Source organism: Phycicoccus avicenniae (assembly GCF_050496545.1).
Lineage (GTDB): Bacteria > Actinomycetota > Actinomycetes > Actinomycetales > Dermatophilaceae > Phycicoccus > Phycicoccus avicenniae_A.
In genome coordinates this window covers 225,339-243,887 of the sequence record NZ_JBNVZV010000003.1, presented here as the reverse complement: position 1 = coordinate 243,887, position 18,549 = coordinate 225,339, and the positions used below count along the sequence as shown (strand labels likewise).

The window sequence follows — 18,549 nt, the reverse complement described above, 5'->3', positions numbered from 1 at the left end:
CCGTGATGACGCGGATGCTCGCCGCAGCGACTGGTCAGTCGGCGAGCACGACCGCCTGCATGAACCGGGTGGCCGACTCGACGAGGTCGTCCAGCGGCGCGTCGTCGGGGGCCTCGATGGCCCGCAGCGCGACCTCGTTGAGCCCGCCGACGACGCAGACCGCCTCGAGGTGGCTCAGCCGGCGCACGCTCGTGCCGGCGGTGCGGGCCTGCTCGAGCATCCGCAGCAGCGTCTCCGCGTGCCGGTCGACGACCTCCTGGCGGGCGAGGACGCCCCGCTCGCCGATGGTCGTGATGTCGACGACGTGAGCCCGCCCGAGCGCGCGGTCCTCGGTGAGGAAGGTGAGGAAGGCACGGGCCACCTCCTGGAGCTGCACCGTGGCCGGGGTCGCGCCGGGGGAGAGGGCGGCGTCGACGGCCTCCATCAGCTGGCCGCTGCGGGTGCGATAGAGCGCGAGGAAGCACTCCTCCTTGTCGGCGAAGTGCTCGTAGAAGGTGCGCTTGGAGGTGCCGGCGAGCCGCGCGACGTCGGCGATGGTCGTGGCCGCCAGGCCCTTGTCGGCGACCGCGCCGGCGAGGGCGCCCTCGAGGCGCTCGCGGACGGCCGCGGACCGGGCGGTGTCGCCGGCAGGGCCGCGGTCCGCAGTGCGGGAACGGTGTGGAGTCGCGGTCGTCATGACTGGTACTGTACCGTACCAACCGACTGGTACCAAGCGGTACCGCCTCTCCCACAGTCCTGGAGGACCTCGTGCAGCTCGTCGCAGACGCCGTGTCCGTCGCCGGCACGCGCAGCCCCCTCGTCCGGCCGACGTCGTTCACCGCCGCGCCGTCGCACGTCACCCCGGTGGCGGGCGACCCGGGTTACGGCCAGGTCGCCCTCGCGCTCGCCCTCGCCGGCCGGATGCCCCTCGCCGACGGCCGCGTGCTGCTCGACGGCGACCCGGACCCGGCGCGCCTGCGCCGCCACGTCGCGCTGGTCGACGTCCCCGAGGTCTCCGCGCCGGAGGACGGCCTGGCCGTCCACCACGTCGTCGCCGAGGAGCTCGCCTTCGCGGGCCGGCCGTCGGGACGCCGGGCGGTGGCCGCCTTCCTCGAGCGGCACGGCGTGACGGCCGCGGCCGACGAGCCGTTCGAGCGGCTCGCGCCCGAGGAACGGGTGCGGGTGCTCACCTCCGCCGCCGCCGAGCGGGCCGCCACGCGCGTGCTCGTCGTCACCAACCCCGACCGCCGGGGCGGTGACCCGCGCCTCTGGTGGCCGATCCTCACGCACCACGCGGCGTCGGGCCTGACCGTCGTGGTGCAGCTGACCCACGCGACGATGCGCCAGCTCGGCGTGCCGGTGCGGGCCGAGCTCGGCTCCACCGAGGAGGTGGCCGCGTGACCGCCCTGCGCCTCGCCCTGACCGAGCTGCGCCGCATCGGGGCCAGCCGGGTCGGCCGGCTCGCCCTCGTCGCGATGGTCCTCGTGCCCTCCATCTACGGCGGCCTCTACCTATACGCGAACGACGATCCGTACGGCCGGCTCAGCGAGGTGCCCGCCGCCCTCGTCGTCGAGGACGCCGGGACCACCCTGACCGGCGGCGAGGAGCTGCGGGTCGGCGACCAGGTGGCCGACACGCTCGTCGACAAGCGCACCTTCGACTGGTCGCGGGTCTCGCGCCAGCGCGCCGACCGCGGTCTGCGCGACGGCGACTACGATCTCGTGCTCGTCCTGCCGAAGACCTTCTCCGAGGACCTCGCGAGCAGCGCGACGAACGACCCGCGGCAGGCGACCCTCGAGATCCGCACCAACGATGCGAACAACTACCTCGCCCGCACGATCGCCAACACCCTCGTCAGCCAGGTGACGGCCTCGGTCGCCGAGCAGGTCAGCAACACCGCGGCGAGCCGGTTCCTCGAGGGGTTCTCCGACATCCACGCCCAGGTGGTCGACGCGGCCGACGGCGCGAAGCAGCTGGCCGACGGGGCGCGCACCGCCTCCACGGGTGCCGGGGAGCTGGCCGACGGGGCGGACCAGCTGGTCAGCGGTCAGGAGAAGCTCGCATCCGGCGCGGACGAGCTGGCCTCCGGCGCAGGCGACCTCGCGGACGGGCTCGGCACGCTGCGCTCGAGCACGGCGGCGCTCCCGGACCAGACGCAGCAGCTCGCGGACGGCGCGCGCCAGGTGTCCGACGGCAACGCGAAGGTCGCGGCTGCCGGGCGCAGGGTGGCCGGCGCGGCCGACACCCTCCTCGGCGACCTCACGGCGACCAGGGGCCGGCTCGCCACCGACCTCACGGCGGCCGGCCTGTCCGACAGCCAGATCCAGACGGTCCTCGACCGCGTCGACGCCCTCTCCGGACCGGTGACCGACGCCAACGACACCGTCCAGTCCACCGCCGACGACCTCGACCGGCTCTCCTCGGGGGCCGATCGGGTGGCCGACGGCGCCGAGCAGCTGGCCGCGGCCGCGCCGAGGCTGAGCGCAGGCATCGCGACGGCCGCGGACGGCAGCGAGCGGCTCTCCTCCGGCGCCACCCGTCTCGCCGCCGGCGAGCGCGACGCCCTCGACGGCACCCGGCAGCTGGCCTCCGGGGCCCACGACCTCGACGACGGCCTCGGCGAGCTCTCCACCGGTGCCACGAAGCTCTCCGACGGCCTCGCGAAGGGCGCCGACTCCATCCCCGACCCCTCCGAGGCCCAGCGCCGGGCGATGGCCGAGACGATCGGCAGCCCGGTCGCGGTCTCGCGCGACGCCGAGGCGGCCGCCGGCAGCTACGGCGCCGGGCTCGCCCCCTTCTTCATGAGCCTCGCGCTGTGGATCGGCGGGTTCGTCCTCTTCACCCGGATGCGGGCGCTGTCCGCGCGGGCCCTCGCGGCCGGGCAGCCGGCGTGGCGTGTCTCGCTCGGCGGGTGGCTCGGGCCGGCGCTGCTCGGCGCCGCCCAGGCGGTCGTGGCGTTCGCGGTGGTCGGGTTCGGCGTCGGCATCGACGTCGCGCACCCGGTCCTGCTCGGGGTGTGGATGGTCGCGGTCTCGGCGGCCTTCCTCGCCGTCATCCACCTGCTGATGGCGCGCTTCGGGGTGGTCGGCCAGTTCATGGCCCTCGTGCTGATGGTCCTGCAGCTCGTGAGCGCCGGTGGCACGTTCCCCTGGCAGACGCTGCCCGGGCCGCTCCTGCCGCTGCACCACGTGCTGCCGATGTCCTACGCGGTCGACGGCGTGCGCCGGCTCATGTACGGCGGTCCGCTGGACCAGCTCTGGCTCGACGTCGCGGTCGTCGGCGGGTGGGGGCTGGCGGCCCTGGCCCTCGGCTCGCTGGCCGCGCGCCGGGCGGGCACGTGGACGGCGGCCCGGGTCAAGCCCGAGCTCGCCGCCTGACGTCGGTCGGTCGGGCCGGCTCAGCCGTCGTCGCCGTCGCCGCCGCCCTGCGGGGCCGGCTGCGAGCCGATGCCGTTCCAGACCGCCTTGGCGCCGCTGTGCCCGACGAGCACGACGTCGACGGTCAGGCCGACGGCCGCGAGCACGCCGACGACCAGGAGGACGCGCAGGAGCGCCGAGGGCTTCCGGGTCCCGGCCTCGGCGTCGCGGGGGGTCCGCTTCCAGACGAGGTAGATGACCCACGACAGCACCGCGACGCCGATGAGGATGAGCGGCAGGACGTCGCCGAGCTCGGCGTGCTGCTCGACGAGCTCGCCGCCGGTGCCGTTCAGCCGGCGCTCGAGCGACTCGCCGGACTCCTTGGCCACGTACCCACTCGCAGCCGTGACGGTGGCGAGCAGCGGGAGCGCGATGCCGATCCGGGCGCGCAGCTTCTCCGAGACGGCGGCGAGGACGAGGAGCAGGGCCGTGAGGGGCGCGAGGACCACGACGGCGTGGACGACGAGCGCGTGGACGGGGATGCCGAAGACGGTGTCGAACAAGGCAGGACCTTCCGCAGGGGACGTGGCAGGACCACGGTGTGGGCCAACTCTGCCCGCTCGTCGAGCCTCTCGACGTCAAGGGAGCGTCAAAAGAGGCTGGGACTTTCGTCCGTGGGCCGATGGTCCGATGGCGCAGGTCAGGGGGTCAGGAGGACCTTGCCCTGCGCGCGCCGCTGCTCCACCGCCAGCAGGGCGTCGACCACCTCGTCCAGCGAGCGCACCTCCCCGATGACGGGCGCCACCGCGCCGGAGGCGAGCAGCGGCACCAGGCGGTCCCACTGCTCGCGCAGGTAGCCGGCACCGGGCCCGTGCGGGTGGGTCCACCACGCACCCCAGCCGACCCCGACCACCGAGATGTTGTTCAGCAGCAGGCGGTTCACCTTCACCTCGGGGATGGACCCCGCGGTGAACCCGATGACGAGCAGCCGGCCGCCCGGGCCGAGCGAGCGCAGCGAGTCGGTGAAGCGGTCGCCACCGACGGGATCGACGACGACGTCGACGCCGCGGCCGGAGGTGAGCTCGGAGACGGCGTCGCGGAAGCCCTCGGCGAGGACGACCTCGTCGGCGCCCGCCGCCCGGGCGACCTCGGCCTTGGCGTCGGTGGACACGACGGCCAGGACCCTGGCGCCCCGTGCCGCCGCGAGCTGGATCGCCGCCGTGCCGACCCCGCCGGCCGCGCCGTGGACGAGCACGGTCTCGCCCTCGCGCAGGCGGGCGCGCTCGCCGAGGGCGAACTCGCAGGTGAGGTAGTTCATCGGCAGGGCGGCGGCGGTGTCCCACGGGGTGTCGTCGGGCAGCGGGAAGACCATCGCGGGGTCGACGGCCACGGCCTCGGCGAACCCGCCGAGCACCGGGAAGGCCGCGACCCGGTCGCCGGCGGAGAAGCCGCTGCCGGCCGGGGCGCTGCGCACGACCCCGGCCACCTCGGAGCCCGGGACGAAGGGCGGGTCGGGCTTCATCTGGTACTGCCCGCGGGTCAGCAGGACGTCGGGGAAGCAGACGCCCGCGGCGGCGACGTCGACCACGACGCTGCGCTCCGCGCCGTCGCGTTCCTGCGGGTCGGGGAGGTCGAGCACCTCGACGCTCTCGGGTCCGTCGAGCCGGGTCACCTGGGCTGCACGCATCCGGCCATCCTAGGAACGCGGTCCGGCGTGTGAACTCCGTGTGACATCGCCATCGATCCGGCGGGTCCGGGAATGCGCGGGCGGGCGGGGTTCCTTGCACCTCCCGTGCCCCAGCCCCGCCACCCCGCCCTCGCCACCGCCGCCCTCATCCTCGGCGGCGTCGCCATCGGCACGACCGAGTTCGTGACGATGGGCCTGCTGCCCCGGATCGCCGACGGTGTCGGCGTCGGCATCCCCACGGCCGGGCACACGATCTCCGCGTACGCGGCCGGGGTGGTCGTCGGGGCGCCGCTGATCGCCGCGCTCGGTGCGACCCTGCCGCGCAAGGGCCTGCTCGTCGGGCTGATGGCCGCCTTCGCCGTCGGCAACGCCCTGAGTGCGGTCGCGCCCGGGTACGAGACGCTCGTCGCGGCGCGGTTCCTGTCGGGCCTGCCGCACGGCGCGTTCTTCGGGGTCGCTGCCCTCGTCGCCGTCGACCTCGCGCCGGCCGGTCGGGCCGGGCGGGCGGTCGGCACGGTGATGCTGGGCATCCCGATCGCCAACGTGCTCGGGGTGCCCGGGGCCACCTGGCTCGGGCAGACCCTCGGGTGGCGCTCGGCCTACTGGCTGGTCGCGCTGCTCGGGCTGGCCACCGTCGCGCTCGTGGCCGCCCAGGTCCCGCGGCTGCCCGGTGACCGCACCCGCACCGTGCGCGCCGAGCTCGGCGCCCTGTCCAACCCGCAGGTGCTGCTGACGCTGGCCGTCGGCGCCATCGGCTTCGGCGGGATGTTCGCCATGTACTCCTACATCGCGCCCACCGTCACCGAGGTCACCGGGCTGTCGGAGTCGGCGGTCCCCGTGTTCCTCCTCGTCTTCGGTGCGGCCGGCTTCGTCGGCAACCTCGTCGCGGGCCGGATGGGCGACTGGTCGGTGCTGCGCTCGGTCGTCATCGGGATGGTCGGGCTCGGCGTCGCCCTCGGGCTGTTCGCGCTCGTGGCGCCGTACGCCGTGCCGGCGCTCGTCGTGCTCGCGCTCGCGTCGGTGCTGGCCTCGGTGCTCGTCATCAACCTCCAGCTGCGGCTGATGCAGGTCGCGGGCGAGGCGCAGACCCTGGCGGCCGCCGGCAACCACGCGGCGCTCAACCTCGCCAACGCCCTCGGTGCCTGGCTCGGCGGCGTCGTCATCGCGGCCGGGTACGGGTACACCGCGCCGTCGTGGGTCGGGGTGGGGCTGGCCGTGTTGGGGCTGGCCGTCCTCGCGGTCTCGGTGCGGGTGCACCGGCGCGACACCCGCGGTGCCGCCCGGGCGGCGGCCCCGGCACCCGAGGTCACGACCCCCGCCTGACCCTCCGACCTCCCCGAACGTGTGTGAACCCGCCGGGGATCCCCGGGCAGGTTCACACACGTTCGCTGCGAGGAGGCGGGTCAGGCCGACTTCCGCTCCTCGTCGTCCTCGAGGAACGGGTAGTCGGTGTAGCCCTCGGCGCCGCCGCCGTAGAAGGTGTCGGCGTCCGGCTCGTTGAGCTCGGCGCCCTCCTGCCAGCGGCGGGGCAGGTCCGGGTTGGCGAGGAAGAGCCGCCCGACCACGACCGCGTCGGCGTCGCCACCGGTGACGAGCTGCTCGGCCGACTCCTTGGTCGTCACGTCGGAGAACCCGGTGTTGAGGAGGAGGACGCCGTCGTGGAGGTCGCGGATGCGGGCGGTCACCTCGGCCTGCGGGTCGGCGAGCACCGAGACGTAGGCGATGCCGAGGTCGCGGATGCCCTCCAGGAACGCCGTGTACGTGGCGAGCACGTCGGCGGGGTCCTCCTCGGTCGCACCCTGGATGTTGTGCGCCGGCGAGAGGCGCAGCCCGACCTTGTCGGCGCCGATCGCGTCGACGACGGCGCGGACGACCTCGACGCCGAAGCGCGCCCGGTTCTCGGGCGAGCCGCCGTAGCCATCGGTGCGGTGGTTCGAGCCGGGCGCGAGGAACTGGTGGATCAGGTAGCCGTTGGCGCCGTGCACCTCGACCCCGTCGAGGCCGGCCTCGACCGCGCGGCGGGAGGCGTCGACGTACTCGGCGACGACGGAGGGGATCTCGTCCTCGGTCAACGCGCGCGGCACCGGGTGCGGCTTCATGCCGTCGGCGGTGAACATCTCGCCGGGAGCGGCCAGCGCGCTCGGCGCGACGGTCTCGAGGCCGTGCTTGTTGTCGGGATGGGCGATGCGGCCGGCGTGCATCAGCTGGACGACGATGCGGCCCCCCTCGCCGTGCACGGCGTCGGCGACCCGGCGCCAACCGGCGACCTGCGCGTCGCTGTGGATGCCGGGGGTGGTCAGGTAGCCCTGACCGACGGCGCTCGGCTGCGTGCCCTCGGTGATGACGAGGGCGGCCGAGGCGCGCTGGCGGTAGTACTCGACCTGGAGGTCGGTGGGGACGCCCTCCGCGTCGGCGCGGTTGCGGGTCAGCGGCGCCAGCACGATGCGGTGCGGCCACTCGCCGAACGGGGTGGGCAGGGGGGTGAACAGGTCGGGCACGGTGGTGTCCTGTCTCTCGGGGGTGGGACGGTCGCCCGCCTCGTGGGCGGGCCGACCCGTCATCCGGTTGAGGGTTCAACCACCTCGCGGCGCGGCCATTCCCGGGGAACGTCCGCTGTCGAACCCGGGCGCGGGACGCCGCCGTACGCTGACCGCATGTCCGCGCCCGTCACCTGCACCGTCGAGGGCGGCATCGCCCAGGTCCGCCTCGACCGCCCCGACAAGCTCAACGCCCTGACCCTCGACACGCTCGAGGGCCTGGTCGAGACCGCGCGCTCGCTGCGGGCCGACCGGACCCTGCGCGGGGTCGTGCTCGGTGGGGCCGGTGACTCGTTCTGCGCGGGCCTCGACTTCGCGACCGTGCTGCGCGAGCCGCCACGGGTGGCCCGGGCGTTCGTCCCCCGACCGTGGCGCGGCACCAACCTCTTCCAGGAGGCGTGCTGGGCGTGGCGGCGGCTGCCCGTGCCGGTCGTGGCCGCCGTGCACGGCCACTGCTACGGCGGCGGGCTGCAGATCGCGCTGGCCGCCGACCTGCGGATGACGACCGCCGACGCCCAGTGGTCGGTGCTCGAGGCGCGGTGGGGGCTGGTCCCCGACATGAGCGGCGTGCAGGCCCTCTCCCAGCAGGTCCGCCTCGACGTCGCCAAGCGGCTGACGATGACCGGCGAGGTGGTCAGCGGGACGCGCGCCGTGGAGCTCGGGCTCGCGAGCGAGGTGCACGACGAGCCGTTCGTCGCCGCGACCCGGTTCCTCGAGGAGGTCGCGACGCGCTCGCCCGATGCCGTCGCCGCGACCAAGCGGATCTTCGAGCGGACGTGGAGCGCGGGCCCCCGGCGCACCTTCGCGCGTGAGCGCCTGGAGCAGGCGCGGCTGCTGGGCCGCGGCAACACGAAGGCCGCCCGCGAGGCGGCGCTGCGCCGCGAGGCCCCCTCGTTCGGGCCGCGCGCCCGATGACGACGACGACGCGCCGCGCCTCCTGCACTCTGTGCGAGGCGATGTGCGGCCTCGTGCTGACGCAGGACGACACGGGCGCCGTGACGAGCATCCGGGGTGACGAGGCCGACCCGCTCTCGCGGGGGCACCTGTGCCCCAAGGCGTTCGCGCTCCCCGAGGTCCAGGACGATCCCGACCGGCTGCGGCGGCCGCTCGTGCGCGGCGCCGACGGTCGGCTGCGCGAGACGTCGTGGGACGCCGCCATCACGCGGGCCGCCGAGCTGCTCGCCGACGTGCAGCGCGAGCACGGTGACGACGCGCTCGCCGTCTACCTCGGCAACCCGAACGTGCACAGCCTCGGCGCCCTGACCCACCACCCGACGCTCGTGCGGCTGCTGCGCACCCGGAACCGGTACTCGGCGACCTCGGTCGACCAGCTGCCCCACCACGTCGTGGCGTGGGCGCTGTACGGGCACCAGTTCCTCCTGCCGGTGCCCGACATCGACCGCACCGACCTCCTCGTGCTCGTCGGCCACAACCCGATGGCGTCCAACGGTTCGCTGTGGACGGTGCCGGACTTCCCGGGCCGCCGGCGCGAGCTCGCCTCGCGCGGAGGGAGGCTCGTGGTCCTCGACCCGCGGCGCACGGAGTCCGCGAAGGTGGCCGATGCCCACCACTTCGTCCGGCCGGGCTCCGACGCGGTGGTGCTGCTCGCGCTCGTGCGGGAGGTGCTGGCCTCCGGGCGTTCACGGGCGCCGGCCTGGGTCGACGGCGTCGAGGCCGTGCGCGCCGCCGTCGAGCCGTTCACGCCCGAGCTCGCCGAGCGGGCGAGCGGGATGCCGGCCGACGCGGTGCGGGGGCTGGCGCAGGACCTCCTCGACGCACCCTCGGCCGCCGTGCACGGCCGGATGGGCGCCTCGACCCAGGCGCACGGCGTCGTCTGCCAGTGGGCGGTCCAACTGCTGAACATCCTCACCGGCAACCTCGACCGGCCGGGCGGGACGATGCTCACCACGCCGGCCGTCGACCTCGTCGGTCGCGGTGTGCTGGGTCCGGGTGGGTTCTCCCGCAGGCGGACCCGAGTGCGCGGTCTGCCCGGCTTCGGCGGCGAGCTGCCCGTCTCGGCGCTCGTCGAGGAGATCGCGACGCCGGGTGAGGGGCAGGTCCGGGCGCTGCTGACCATCGCGGGCAACCCGGTGTCGTCGACGCCGGGCGGTCATCGCCTCGATGCGGCGCTCGGGTCGTTGGACGCCCTGGTCTGCGTCGACATGTACCTCAACGAGACGACCCGGCACGCGGACGTCGTCCTGCCGCCGACCGGTCCGCTCGAGCGTGACCACTACGACCTGGTCTTCCACCTGCTCGCCGTCCGCGACACCGCGCGCTTCACCCCCGCGGTGCTGCCGAAGGACCCGGGCGGACGGCACGACTGGGAGATCGCCCGCGACCTCGGCCTGGCGTACCTCGCGGCCGGTGGCACGTCGCGGCGGCGCCGGCTGTCGCGGGCGACGCTGGCGCTCGAGGCGCGGCTGCGGACTTCGCCGACCCGTCAGCTCGACCTCCTGCTGCGCACCGGTGGTGCGGGCCTGTCGGTGCGGCGGCTACGGCGAGCAGGGCCGGGCGGGCTCGACCTCGGGCCGCTGCGCCCGCGGTTGCCGGGCCGGCTGCGGACCCGCGACAAGCGCGTCGACCTCGCGACGCCACTCGTGCTCGATGCCCTGCCGGGCGTGCTCGCGTCGTTCGAGGGCGCCGGCAGCGACGGGCTCGTGCTCATCGGGCGGCGGCACCAGCGCGACAACAACTCCTGGCTGCACAACGCGCCGGTGCTCACGAAGGGGCGCCCGCGGCACGCGCTGCTCGTCCATCCCGACGACCTCGCCGCCCACGGGCTGGCCGACGGCGACCGGGTGCGGGTGGCGTCAGCGGTCGGCGCGGTGGTCGTCGAGGCCGCGGCCAGCGAGGACGTCATGCGCGGGGTCGTGTCGCTCCCGCACGGGTACGGGCACGCGCGCGACGGGGTGCGGCTGCGGACGGCGACGGCGCTGCCCGGCGCATCCGTCAACGACCTCACCGACCCGGGCGTCGTCGACCCCCTGAGCGGCAACGCGGTGCTCAACGGCGTCCCGGTGACCATCGCCCCCGCCCCCTGACCTCCCTCCCTCTCCGCGAACGTGTGTGGTCTCGCCGGGGATCTCCGGCGAGTTCACCCACGTTCGCGTGTAGGGACCAGGAGGGTCAGGAGTGGTCGGCGGTGAGGTGGGTGAGGGCGCGGACGCAGTGGTCGACGAGGGCGTCACGCCCGGCCTCCCGCTCGGCCGGCTCGAGCGCCGACCACTGCAGCGCGCGGTCCTCGAGGTAGGCGACCCATCCGTGCGCCGCCGGCAACGCATCGTCACCCAGCACCAGCTCGCGGCAGACGAGCTCCGCGACGAACCACGTGACCGTGCCGAGCGGGTCGCCGGACGCCGCCCGCGACAGCTCGGTCTGCCCGCGCACGAGGGCCAGGTACCAGGCGCGCCGGCGCTCGACCTGGGCGAGGAAGCGCTCGACCACCTGCCGCACGGCGGCCTCGCCGACCGCCCCGTCGTCGGGGGTGACGTTGCGCCGCACCCGTCGACCGGCGGCGGCCACGACCGCGCGGTGGTACTCGGTCTTGGTCGGGAAGTAGTGGAAGAGCAGCCCGCGCGAGACCCCGGCCGCCTCGGCGACCTCGTCGAGCGAGAGGTCCTGGACCGGGCGTTCGACGAACTTGCGCAGCCCGATGCCGACGAGCTGGCGCCGCCGCTCCTCGGGCGTCATCCGCGTCCGCGCTGCCGTTCCCACGCTATTGAGCATCGCTCAACAAGGGTCTAGGGTCAAGGACATGGACTTCGCCCCGTCCGCCCGCGCCGCCGAACTCGCGGCCCGCGTCCGCGCCTTCGTCGACACCGAGGTCGCGCCCGTCGAGGAGCGCCTCCTCGCCGACGTCGCCGCCCGCCGCGCCCGCGGCGAGGACCCGTGGCCGCCCACGCCCGAGGTCGAGGACCTCAAGGGGAAGGCCAGGGCCCAGGGCCTCTGGAACCTCTTCCTCCCCGCCGGCGAGGGCGATGAGTGGGCCGAACGCTTCGGCACCGACGGCGGCACCGGGCTGACCAACCTCGACTACGCCACCGTGGCCGAGCAGACGGGCCGCTCCACGCTGGCCCCCCTCGTCCTCAACTGCAACGCCCCGGACACCGGCAACATGGAGGTGCTCCTGCGCTACGGCACCCCGGAGCAGCAGGACGCCTGGCTCGTGCCGCTCCTCGAGGGCCGCATCCGCAGCGTCTTCCTCATGACCGAGCCCGGGGTCGCCAGCTCGGACGCCACGAACATGGCCGCCACCGCCACCCCCGACGGCGACGAGGTCGTCCTCGACGGCCGCAAGTGGTGGACCACCGGTGCCGGCCACCCCGACAGCCGGCTCGGCATCTTCATGGGCCTCACCGACCCGAGCGCCCACCGCCACCGCCAGCACTCGATGGTCCTCGTCCCGATGGATGCCCCCGGCGTGCGCGTGGAGCGGATGCTCTCCGCCCTCGGCCAGTACGACGAGCCGCTCGGGCACGGCGAGGTGTCCCTCGACGCCGTGCGCGTGCCCGCCGGCAACGTCCTCCTCGGACCCGGCCGCGCCTTCGAGATCGCCCAGGGCCGCCTCGGGCCCGGCCGCGTCCACCACTGCATGCGGCTCGTCGGCCTCGCCGAGAAGGCCCTCGAGATGGCGTGCGAGCGCGCCTCCACGAGAACGGCCTTCGGCAAGCCCCTCGCGAACCTCGGCGGCAACCGCGAGCGGCTCGCCGGCGCCCGCATCGCCATCAACCAGGCGCGGCTGCTCGTGCTCCACGCCGCGTGGAAGCTCGACACCGTCGGCATCGAGGGTGCCCTCTCGGAGGTCAGCGAGATCAAGGCCGCGGTGCCACAGATGGCCTGCGACGTGATCGACCTCGCCATCCAGCTGCACGGCGGTGGGGGCATGAGCGAGGACTTCCCGCTCGCCGCGGCCTACGCCGGGGCGCGCAGCCTGCGCCTCGCCGACGGCCCGGACGAGGTCCACCTCGGGGTCGTCGCGCGCCACCTGCTGAAGCCCTACGCCCCCCGCGCCCAGGAGGCCACCCGATGACCCGCCGCGCCCTGGTCACCGGCGGGGCCTCCGGCCTCGGTCGTGCCCTCGTCGAGCTGCTCGTCGCCCGGGGCGACCGCGTGCTGGCCGTCGACCTCGCCGAGGACCGCCCGGCCTCCGTGCCGGCCGGTGCCGAGTACCGGCGCCTCGACGTGCGCAGCCAGCAGGACTGGGACGCCGCGCTCGCCTGGGTCCGCGAGGAATGGGGCGGTCTCGACCTGCTCGTGAACAACGCGGGCATCGCGACGGGCGGGCGCATCGAGATCGAGGCGATGGCCGACTGGGAGCGGGTCGTCTCGATCAACCTCCTCGGCGTCGCGCGTGGGTGCCACACCCTCACACCGCTGTTCAAGGAGCAGCGGGCCGGCCACATCGTCAACGTCGCCTCGCTCGCCGGCTTGGTCCACGGCCCGGGGATGTCGAGCTACAACGCCACGAAGGCCGGCGTCGTCGCGCTCTCCGAGACGCTGGGCTTCGAGCTGGGGCCGTGGGGCATCGACGTCTCGGTCGTCTGCCCGGCCTTCTTCCGCACCAACCTGCACGAGTCGTTCGCCGGCAAGGACACCGCGATGCAGGAGGCCGGCATCCGGCTCATCACGAAGGCCTCGGTCGAGGCCGCCGACATCGCCCGCATCGTCCTCGACGGCATCGACAAGAAGCGGCCCATCATCCTCACGGACCGGATGGGCAAGCAGGCGTACTACGGCAAGCGGTTCCTGCGGCCGCTCTACGACCGGATGATGGTCGGCCAGGCCAAGCGCCTCGCGCGCAAGGCGGGTGCCGACCCGCAGGAGTACCTGCCGTGACCGTGGTCGCCGGGGCCTCGCGCGTCCGTGACGAGGACGCCTTCGACGTCGCGGCCGCCGTGGCGTGGCTGCGCGAGAACGCAACCGACGCAACCGGTCTCGACGGCGATCCCGAGGTGCGCCAGTTCGCCGGCGGGGCCAGCAACCTCACCTACCTGCTGCGCTGGCCGGGCCGCGACCTCGTGCTGCGGCGCCCGCCGTCGGGCACCAAGGCCAAGGGTGCCCACGACATGCGCCGCGAGCACGACCTCCAGGCCGGCCTCGCGGCCTCCTTTCCCCTCGTGCCCACGATGGTCGGGTACTGCGGCGACGAGTCGGTCATCGGCTCGGAGTTCTACGTCATGGAGCGCATCGCGGGGACCATCCTGCGCAAGGACGTCCCGGAGGATCTCGGGCTCGACCGCGATGCCGTACGAGCGTTGTGCGAGAACGCGGTCGACGTGCTCGTGCGGCTGCACGACGTCGACGTCGACGCCGCCGGGCTGCGCGGCCTCGACCGCGGCGACGGCTATGTCGAGCGCCAGGTCGGTGGCTGGGCGGGCCGGATGCGCCGCGCCCACACCCCCGACGTGCCCGACCACGAGGCGACCATGGCCTGGCTCGAGGCGCACCGCCCCGCCGACCGGCCGCACACGTTGATCCACAACGACTTCCGCTTCGACAACCTGGTGCTCGACCCCGACGACCCCACCCGCGTCGTCGGTGTTCTCGACTGGGAGCTCGCCACCGTCGGCGACCCGCTGATGGACCTCGGCTCGGTGCTGGCCTACTGGGTGCAGGCCGACGACGACCCCACCTTCGTCGAGCTCCGGCTCCAGCCGACACACACCCCCGGGATGCTGACCCGTGACGAGGTCGTCGAGCGCTACTGCGCGGCCCGGAGCGTCGAGGTCTCGCCGCGCGACCTGCTGTTCTACGAGGTGTTCGGCCTCTTCCGGCTCGCCGTCATCGCGCAGCAGATCTACTACCGCTTCCACCACGGCCAGACCACCAACCCCGCGTACGCCGCGTTCCGGCACGTCGTCGCCCACCTCGACCAGCGGTGCGCCCGGCTCCTCGCCGAACGCGCCTGACCCGCAGCCTGACCCGCAATTCGACCGACCGACCACCGACGAGAAGGACCGACCGTGCCGACGACGATCATCACCGGGGCCAGCTCCGGCCTCGGGGCCGAGATGGCCCGCCAGCTCGCCGCCCGCGGCTGGGACCTCGGGCTCTGCGCCCGGCGCACCGAGCGGCTCGAGGAGCTGCGCGACGAGATCGTCGGGCGCACCGGGAGGCGTGTCGAGATCCGTGCCCTCGACGTCACCGACGACGACGCGGTGTTCGAGACCTTCCGTGCCTTCCGCGAGGACTTCGGCACCATCGACCGCGTCGTCGTCAACGCCGGGCTGGGCAAGGGCGCGCCGCTCGGCACCGGCCGTTACGACGCGAACCGGCAGACGGCGATGGTCAACTTCGTCGCCGCGCTGGCCCAGACGGAGGCGGCGATGGAGGTATTCCGTGCGCAGAAGCGCGGCCACCTCGTGATGATCTCGTCGGTGTCGGCGATGCGCGGGATGCGCAAGACGGTCACGACCTACGCGGCGACGAAGGCCGGGGTCGCCGCGCTGGCCGAGGGCATCCGCAACGAGATGCTCGGCGAGCCCGACCTCGACATCCGGGTCTCGGTCATCTACCCCGGGTACATCCGCTCGGAGATGAACGAGAAGGTGTCGCACACCCCGTTCATGGTCGACACCGTGCCGGGTGTCACCGCGATGGTCGACGCCATCGAGAAGGAGAAGGCGCACGCGCTCGTGCCGTCGTGGCCGTGGGTCCCGGTCGGCAAGGCGCTGCGCCACCTGCCACTTCCCGTCGTCCGGAAGATCATGTGACCGTGGGCGTCGTCGTCCTCAGCCGGCTGCCCGGTGACGCCGTCGAGCGGCTGCGCGCCGAGCACGAGGTCCGCTACCGCGACGAGGACTCGCCGGTGCCCGTGCGTGACCTGCCGGTGCTGCTCTCCGGGGCCGAGGCCGTGGTCGTGACGCTCGGCCACCGGGTCGACGACGCCTTCCTCGACGCCGCCGGTCCGGGCCTGAAGGTGATCTCCAACGTCGCGGTCGGGTACGACAACATCGACGTCGAGGCCTGCCGCGCCCGGGGGGTGCTGGTTACGAACACCCCTGGTGTGCTCACCGACGCGACGGCCGACATCGCCTTCGCGCTCGTCCTCATGGCGACGCGGCGGCTCGGGGAGGCCGAGCGCGGGGTGCGCAGCGGCCGGCCGTGGGGTTTCGGGATGTTCCACCTGCTCGGGACCTCGGTGCAGGGCAAGGTGATCGGCATCGTCGGGCCGGGGGCCATCGGCCTCGCGACGGCCCGGCGCGCCCGGGCGTTCGGGATGTCCGTGCTGCTGTGGGGCCGGTCGGAGCCCGACCCCGCGGCCGTGGCCGCACTGGAGGCCGAGGTCGTCGGGTTCGAGGAGCTGCTCGAGCGGTCCGACGTCATGTCGGTGCACGTACCGCTCTCGGCGGCGACCCGCCACCTGGTCGATGCCGAGGCGCTCGCACGGATGAAGCCGGGGTCCTTCCTCGTCAACACCGCCCGCGGGCCCGTCGTCGACGAGGCCGCGCTCGTCGACGCGCTGGAGTCCGGGCACCTGGCCGGGGCCGGGCTCGACGTCTTCGAGGAGGAGCCGCGGGTGCACCCCGGCCTGCTCGCCCGCGAGGACGTCGCGCTCCTCCCGCACATCGGCTCGGCGACCATCGAGACGCGCACCGCGATGGCCGGCCTCGCCGCCGACAACGTCCTCGCCGTGCTGGGTGGCCGAGGGCCCATCACCCCGGTCCGCTGACCCGTCGGAGGTGGCCGTCGTCCACAGGCGGCAGATCCGAGCTCGGTCGTCCACAGGTGTGTTCGGTGCCCGGGGGCACTGTCGGTGGTCGGTGCTTGGATGGTCACATGTCAACGGGGACAGTCGAACTCGCGGAGCGTCGCTCCGTGATGGAGGCTGCCGGGGACGCGTTGGCCGGGTTCTCGGACGTGCTGTCCGCGGCGTCGGGGGCGGAGCTGGGTGAGCTGCTCGCGGTGGCCGACCGGTTGGCGGCGTTGGCCTCGGCGGCGCGCGTCGCGGTGGCGGTGGAGGCGGCCCGGCGGGGTGAGGTGGCCGGGTCCGAGGTGGCGGCGTGGCTGCGGCAGCACTCGCCGTCGCTGCGGCAGGGCGGCGCGGCGTCGGTGGCGCGGATCGCCGTCGACGTCGCGGCGGCCGGGTCGGCCCTGCCCGGTGACGGTGCGGGCCCGGACGAGGACAGCCCGCTCGGGATCGTCTGGGACGCGGTGCGCGAGGGCGCCCTGGAGGCCGGCACCGGGTGCACGGTGCTGCGGGAGGTCACCCGCCTGACGCCGCTGCTCCAGGACCAGGCCCTCCCGACCGTGGCCACCGGCCTGGTCGAGCTCGCGGCCGAGCACGGGACGTCCACGATGCGCAGGCTGCGCCCGGCCCTCATCGCGCAGCACGGCCACCATGGCGCCCTGGACGACCTGCAGGCCCGGTTGGAGTCCTCGGCCCGGCTCTCGATGCCGCACGTGGAGTCCGGGGACCTGACGGAGTACCAGCTGTGGATGACCCCGGAGCAGGCCGCCACCCTCGAGGCAGCGATCGGGCCACTGTCCGCGCCCCGCCCCAATGAGGAGACCGGCGAGAAGGACCTGCGCCCGGCCGGGCAGCGCCGCGTCGAAGCCCTCACCGAGGTCTGCTCGACCGCCAGTGGCGTCGCGGCCGGGACCAAGGCCGGGTCGCCGGCCACGCTGCACCTCACGATGACCCTGACCGACCTCCAGCCCACCACCGGCGCCGGACAGGTCCTGGCCTCCACCGCCGGCGGCACCCTGCTGGCACCCGAGACCGTGCGGCGCCTGGCCTGCGATGCCACGCTCGTCCCGCACCTGCTCGACCTCACCGGGGCACCCCTGGCCCTCGGCGCGGCCGTGCGCCGGTTCACGACCCCGCAGCGCCACCACCTCTGGCTGCGCGACCGGCGCTGCACCTACCCCGGCTGCACCGCCCCCGCCGCCTGGACCCGCGCCCACCACGTCCAGCACTGGGCCGACGGCGGACCCACCGACGTCACCAACGGCGCCCTGCTCTGCCAGCGCCACCACACCACCGTCCACCGCCGCCGACTCTGGGCCACCGTCCGAGACCAACCGGACGAGCGCGGCCGGTACGTCATCTGGGACCTCACCCACGGCTCCTACGACCGCGCCCTCGCCGCCCTCCCACCACCCCGACCGAGCACCAGCCCCGCACCCGACACCGGGCACCACGACGACCTCGACCAGTGGTGGGACGAGCTCCCCCTCGACGAGGACTGGCACGACACCCCCGCTGCCTGATCGGTAGCGCAACGGAACCATCACTCATGCCGATGAAGGCGAACATCCGCGTCGTCACGGTGACGACGCGGAAACCCGACCTATGACGCGGATACATCCGCGTCACGCGCCAAATTCTGCGTCATCCCGTGACCGTACGGATGCGTCGCTCATGCCGCGGTGCTCACGGTCCTGTCGGTGCGATGAGGCGGATGCACGACGTTCTCAGCCGAAGCCCACCGGCTCCCGCTGGAAGTCCCATGTGAGCTCTGGCTGGTCGTCCTCCGTCCAGTAGTTGACGACCGCGTAGCGCGGTTCGTCCCCTGGCACCTCGAAGGACTCCGTCAACGTTGCTCCGGTGTCGGACTCCGCGGTGAGCCGGTGGCTCCCGGGCTGGAGAGCCAAGGGGAAGCGGATCCAGGTGTGCTGCCCCTTCACGTGGAACTCACCGTCGACCACCGTGACGCCGTCCACCCTGAGCTCCAGATCGACATCGCCGTCCTCGAACGACTGGTTGCTCACGTAGAGGAGGAGGTCTGCCTCTGCCTCACCAACGAGCCGCACCGTCGAACCGGATGCGGTCACCTGAGGGTGCGGCAGGGGGTCCTGGTCGTTGCTGCACGCGGTCACGGTGGCCGCAGCGAGGGCCGTGCCGAGGGCCACCGCGACGGACGAACGCATGCTCATGGGCATCCGACGCAGGCGGCGGCGATGTCGCTCCGTCGAGGGGCACCGCAGTTCGGCACGCTGATCGGAGGGCGTTCTCCGACCCCGACGATCTCAAGGGCATCTCGGC

17 protein-coding genes are annotated in these 18,549 nt (G+C 74.2%); 11 read left to right on the top strand and 6 right to left on the bottom strand.

The genetic code is table 11. The features are described from left to right. Positions 1–34 precede the first annotated feature (34 nt). Complete coding sequence (locus tag ACQZ2A_RS04245; RefSeq protein ID WP_430207474.1) at positions 35–676, bottom strand: TetR/AcrR family transcriptional regulator; 642 nt, start codon at positions 674–676, stop codon at positions 35–37. Between the two features lie 71 nt (positions 677–747). On the opposite strand from ACQZ2A_RS04245, the gene ACQZ2A_RS04240 reads away from it, so the two are divergent. Beyond that, positions 748–1,380 carry a hypothetical protein gene (locus ACQZ2A_RS04240; RefSeq protein ID WP_430207471.1) on the top strand — a complete coding sequence of 211 codons (633 nt, stop codon included), beginning with the start codon at positions 748–750 and terminating at the stop codon, positions 1,378–1,380. Continuing rightward, positions 1,377–3,356 carry a YhgE/Pip family protein gene (locus ACQZ2A_RS04235; protein ID WP_430207469.1) on the top strand — a complete coding sequence of 660 codons (1,980 nt, stop codon included), beginning with the start codon at positions 1,377–1,379 and terminating at the stop codon, positions 3,354–3,356. The genes ACQZ2A_RS04240 and ACQZ2A_RS04235 overlap by 4 nt, the downstream gene beginning before the upstream one ends. 20 nt (positions 3,357–3,376) lie before the next feature. On the opposite strand, the gene ACQZ2A_RS04230 is transcribed toward ACQZ2A_RS04235, so the two are convergent. Continuing rightward, a complete protein-coding gene (locus ACQZ2A_RS04230; protein WP_430207466.1) occupies positions 3,377–3,898 on the bottom strand; it encodes a DUF2231 domain-containing protein in 522 nt (173 codons plus the stop codon). Between the two features lie 137 nt (positions 3,899–4,035). Beyond that, the gene (locus tag ACQZ2A_RS04225) at positions 4,036–5,022 is read right to left on the bottom strand and encodes an NADPH:quinone oxidoreductase family protein (RefSeq protein WP_430207464.1); all 987 of its coding nucleotides are present in this window, start codon (positions 5,020–5,022) and stop codon (positions 4,036–4,038) included. A gap of 105 nt (positions 5,023–5,127) precedes the next feature. On the opposite strand from ACQZ2A_RS04225, the gene ACQZ2A_RS04220 reads away from it, so the two are divergent. Beyond that, entirely contained in the window at positions 5,128–6,345 is a 1,218-nt protein-coding gene (locus ACQZ2A_RS04220; RefSeq protein WP_430207462.1) for an MFS transporter, read from the top strand. 80 nt (positions 6,346–6,425) lie between these two features. On the opposite strand, the gene ACQZ2A_RS04215 is transcribed toward ACQZ2A_RS04220, so the two are convergent. Then, entirely contained in the window at positions 6,426–7,583 is a 1,158-nt protein-coding gene (locus ACQZ2A_RS04215) for an alkene reductase (protein ID WP_430207459.1), read from the bottom strand. Positions 7,584–7,676: 93 nt separating this feature from the next. Between ACQZ2A_RS04215 and ACQZ2A_RS04210 the strand changes: the two genes are divergently transcribed. Together ACQZ2A_RS04210 and ACQZ2A_RS04205 are read left to right on the top strand one after the other, a co-directional pair. Further along, positions 7,677–8,474: a crotonase/enoyl-CoA hydratase family protein gene (locus ACQZ2A_RS04210; RefSeq protein ID WP_430207456.1), complete on the top strand. Its 798-nt coding sequence runs from the start codon at positions 7,677–7,679 to the stop codon at positions 8,472–8,474. Beyond that, positions 8,471–10,603 (top strand): molybdopterin-dependent oxidoreductase, encoded by a 2,133-nt coding sequence (locus ACQZ2A_RS04205; protein ID WP_430207454.1) that lies wholly within the window; start codon positions 8,471–8,473, stop codon positions 10,601–10,603. The genes ACQZ2A_RS04210 and ACQZ2A_RS04205 overlap by 4 nt, the downstream gene beginning before the upstream one ends. A gap of 85 nt (positions 10,604–10,688) precedes the next feature. Here the strand turns inward: ACQZ2A_RS04205 and ACQZ2A_RS04200 are convergent, their stop codons facing one another. Then, the gene (locus ACQZ2A_RS04200; RefSeq protein WP_430207452.1) at positions 10,689–11,276 is read right to left on the bottom strand and encodes a TetR/AcrR family transcriptional regulator; all 588 of its coding nucleotides are present in this window, start codon (positions 11,274–11,276) and stop codon (positions 10,689–10,691) included. Positions 11,277–11,316: 40 nt separating this feature from the next. Here ACQZ2A_RS04200 and ACQZ2A_RS04195 point away from each other — a divergent pair, with 40 nt between their 5' ends. The 6 genes from ACQZ2A_RS04195 (at position 11,317) to ACQZ2A_RS04170 (ending at position 17,774) form a co-directional block, all read left to right on the top strand. Next, positions 11,317–12,591 carry an acyl-CoA dehydrogenase family protein gene (locus ACQZ2A_RS04195; protein WP_430207449.1) on the top strand — a complete coding sequence of 425 codons (1,275 nt, stop codon included), beginning with the start codon at positions 11,317–11,319 and terminating at the stop codon, positions 12,589–12,591. Beyond that, positions 12,588–13,397, top strand: a complete 810-nt coding sequence (locus ACQZ2A_RS04190; RefSeq protein ID WP_430207447.1) for an SDR family NAD(P)-dependent oxidoreductase — start codon at positions 12,588–12,590, stop codon at positions 13,395–13,397. The genes ACQZ2A_RS04195 and ACQZ2A_RS04190 overlap by 4 nt, the downstream gene beginning before the upstream one ends. Next, positions 13,394–14,470, top strand: a complete 1,077-nt coding sequence (locus ACQZ2A_RS04185; protein WP_430207444.1) for a phosphotransferase family protein — start codon at positions 13,394–13,396, stop codon at positions 14,468–14,470. Before ACQZ2A_RS04190 ends, ACQZ2A_RS04185 begins: the two co-directional genes overlap by 4 nt. 54 nt (positions 14,471–14,524) lie before the next feature. Then, positions 14,525–15,274, top strand: a complete 750-nt coding sequence (locus ACQZ2A_RS04180; RefSeq protein WP_430207442.1) for an SDR family oxidoreductase — start codon at positions 14,525–14,527, stop codon at positions 15,272–15,274. Continuing rightward, positions 15,271–16,233: a 2-hydroxyacid dehydrogenase gene (locus tag ACQZ2A_RS04175; RefSeq protein WP_430207440.1), complete on the top strand. Its 963-nt coding sequence runs from the start codon at positions 15,271–15,273 to the stop codon at positions 16,231–16,233. Before ACQZ2A_RS04180 ends, ACQZ2A_RS04175 begins: the two co-directional genes overlap by 4 nt. Positions 16,234–16,382: 149 nt before the next feature. Then, positions 16,383–17,774 (top strand): DUF222 domain-containing protein, encoded by a 1,392-nt coding sequence (locus tag ACQZ2A_RS04170; protein ID WP_430207538.1) that lies wholly within the window; start codon positions 16,383–16,385, stop codon positions 17,772–17,774. A 204-nt stretch (positions 17,775–17,978) separates the two neighbouring features. Here ACQZ2A_RS04170 and ACQZ2A_RS04165 read toward each other — a convergent pair whose 3' ends face one another. Further along, positions 17,979–18,440 carry a hypothetical protein gene (locus ACQZ2A_RS04165; RefSeq protein ID WP_430207439.1) on the bottom strand — a complete coding sequence of 154 codons (462 nt, stop codon included), beginning with the start codon at positions 18,438–18,440 and terminating at the stop codon, positions 17,979–17,981. Positions 18,441–18,549: the final 109 nt, after the last annotated feature.

Bases quoted from the DNA above. Each gene is read 5' to 3' on its own strand.
- ACQZ2A_RS04190 (WP_430207447.1), top strand. From the start codon at position 12,588: ATGACCCGCCGCGCCCTGGTCACCGGCGGGGCCTCCGGCCTCGGTCGT.
- ACQZ2A_RS04225 (WP_430207464.1), bottom strand. From the start codon at position 5,022: ATGCGTGCAGCCCAGGTGACCCGGCTCGACGGACCCGAGAGCGTCGAG.
- ACQZ2A_RS04245 (WP_430207474.1), bottom strand. From the start codon at position 676: ATGACGACCGCGACTCCACACCGTTCCCGCACTGCGGACCGCGGCCCT.
- ACQZ2A_RS04215 (WP_430207459.1), bottom strand. From the start codon at position 7,583: ATGACGGGTCGGCCCGCCCACGAGGCGGGCGACCGTCCCACCCCCGAG.
- ACQZ2A_RS04210 (WP_430207456.1), top strand. From the start codon at position 7,677: ATGTCCGCGCCCGTCACCTGCACCGTCGAGGGCGGCATCGCCCAGGTC.
- ACQZ2A_RS04195 (WP_430207449.1), top strand. From the start codon at position 11,317: ATGGACTTCGCCCCGTCCGCCCGCGCCGCCGAACTCGCGGCCCGCGTC.
- ACQZ2A_RS04205 (WP_430207454.1), top strand. From the start codon at position 8,471: ATGACGACGACGACGCGCCGCGCCTCCTGCACTCTGTGCGAGGCGATG.
- ACQZ2A_RS04170 (WP_430207538.1), top strand. From the start codon at position 16,383: ATGGAGGCTGCCGGGGACGCGTTGGCCGGGTTCTCGGACGTGCTGTCC.
- ACQZ2A_RS04165 (WP_430207439.1), bottom strand. From the start codon at position 18,440: ATGAGCATGCGTTCGTCCGTCGCGGTGGCCCTCGGCACGGCCCTCGCT.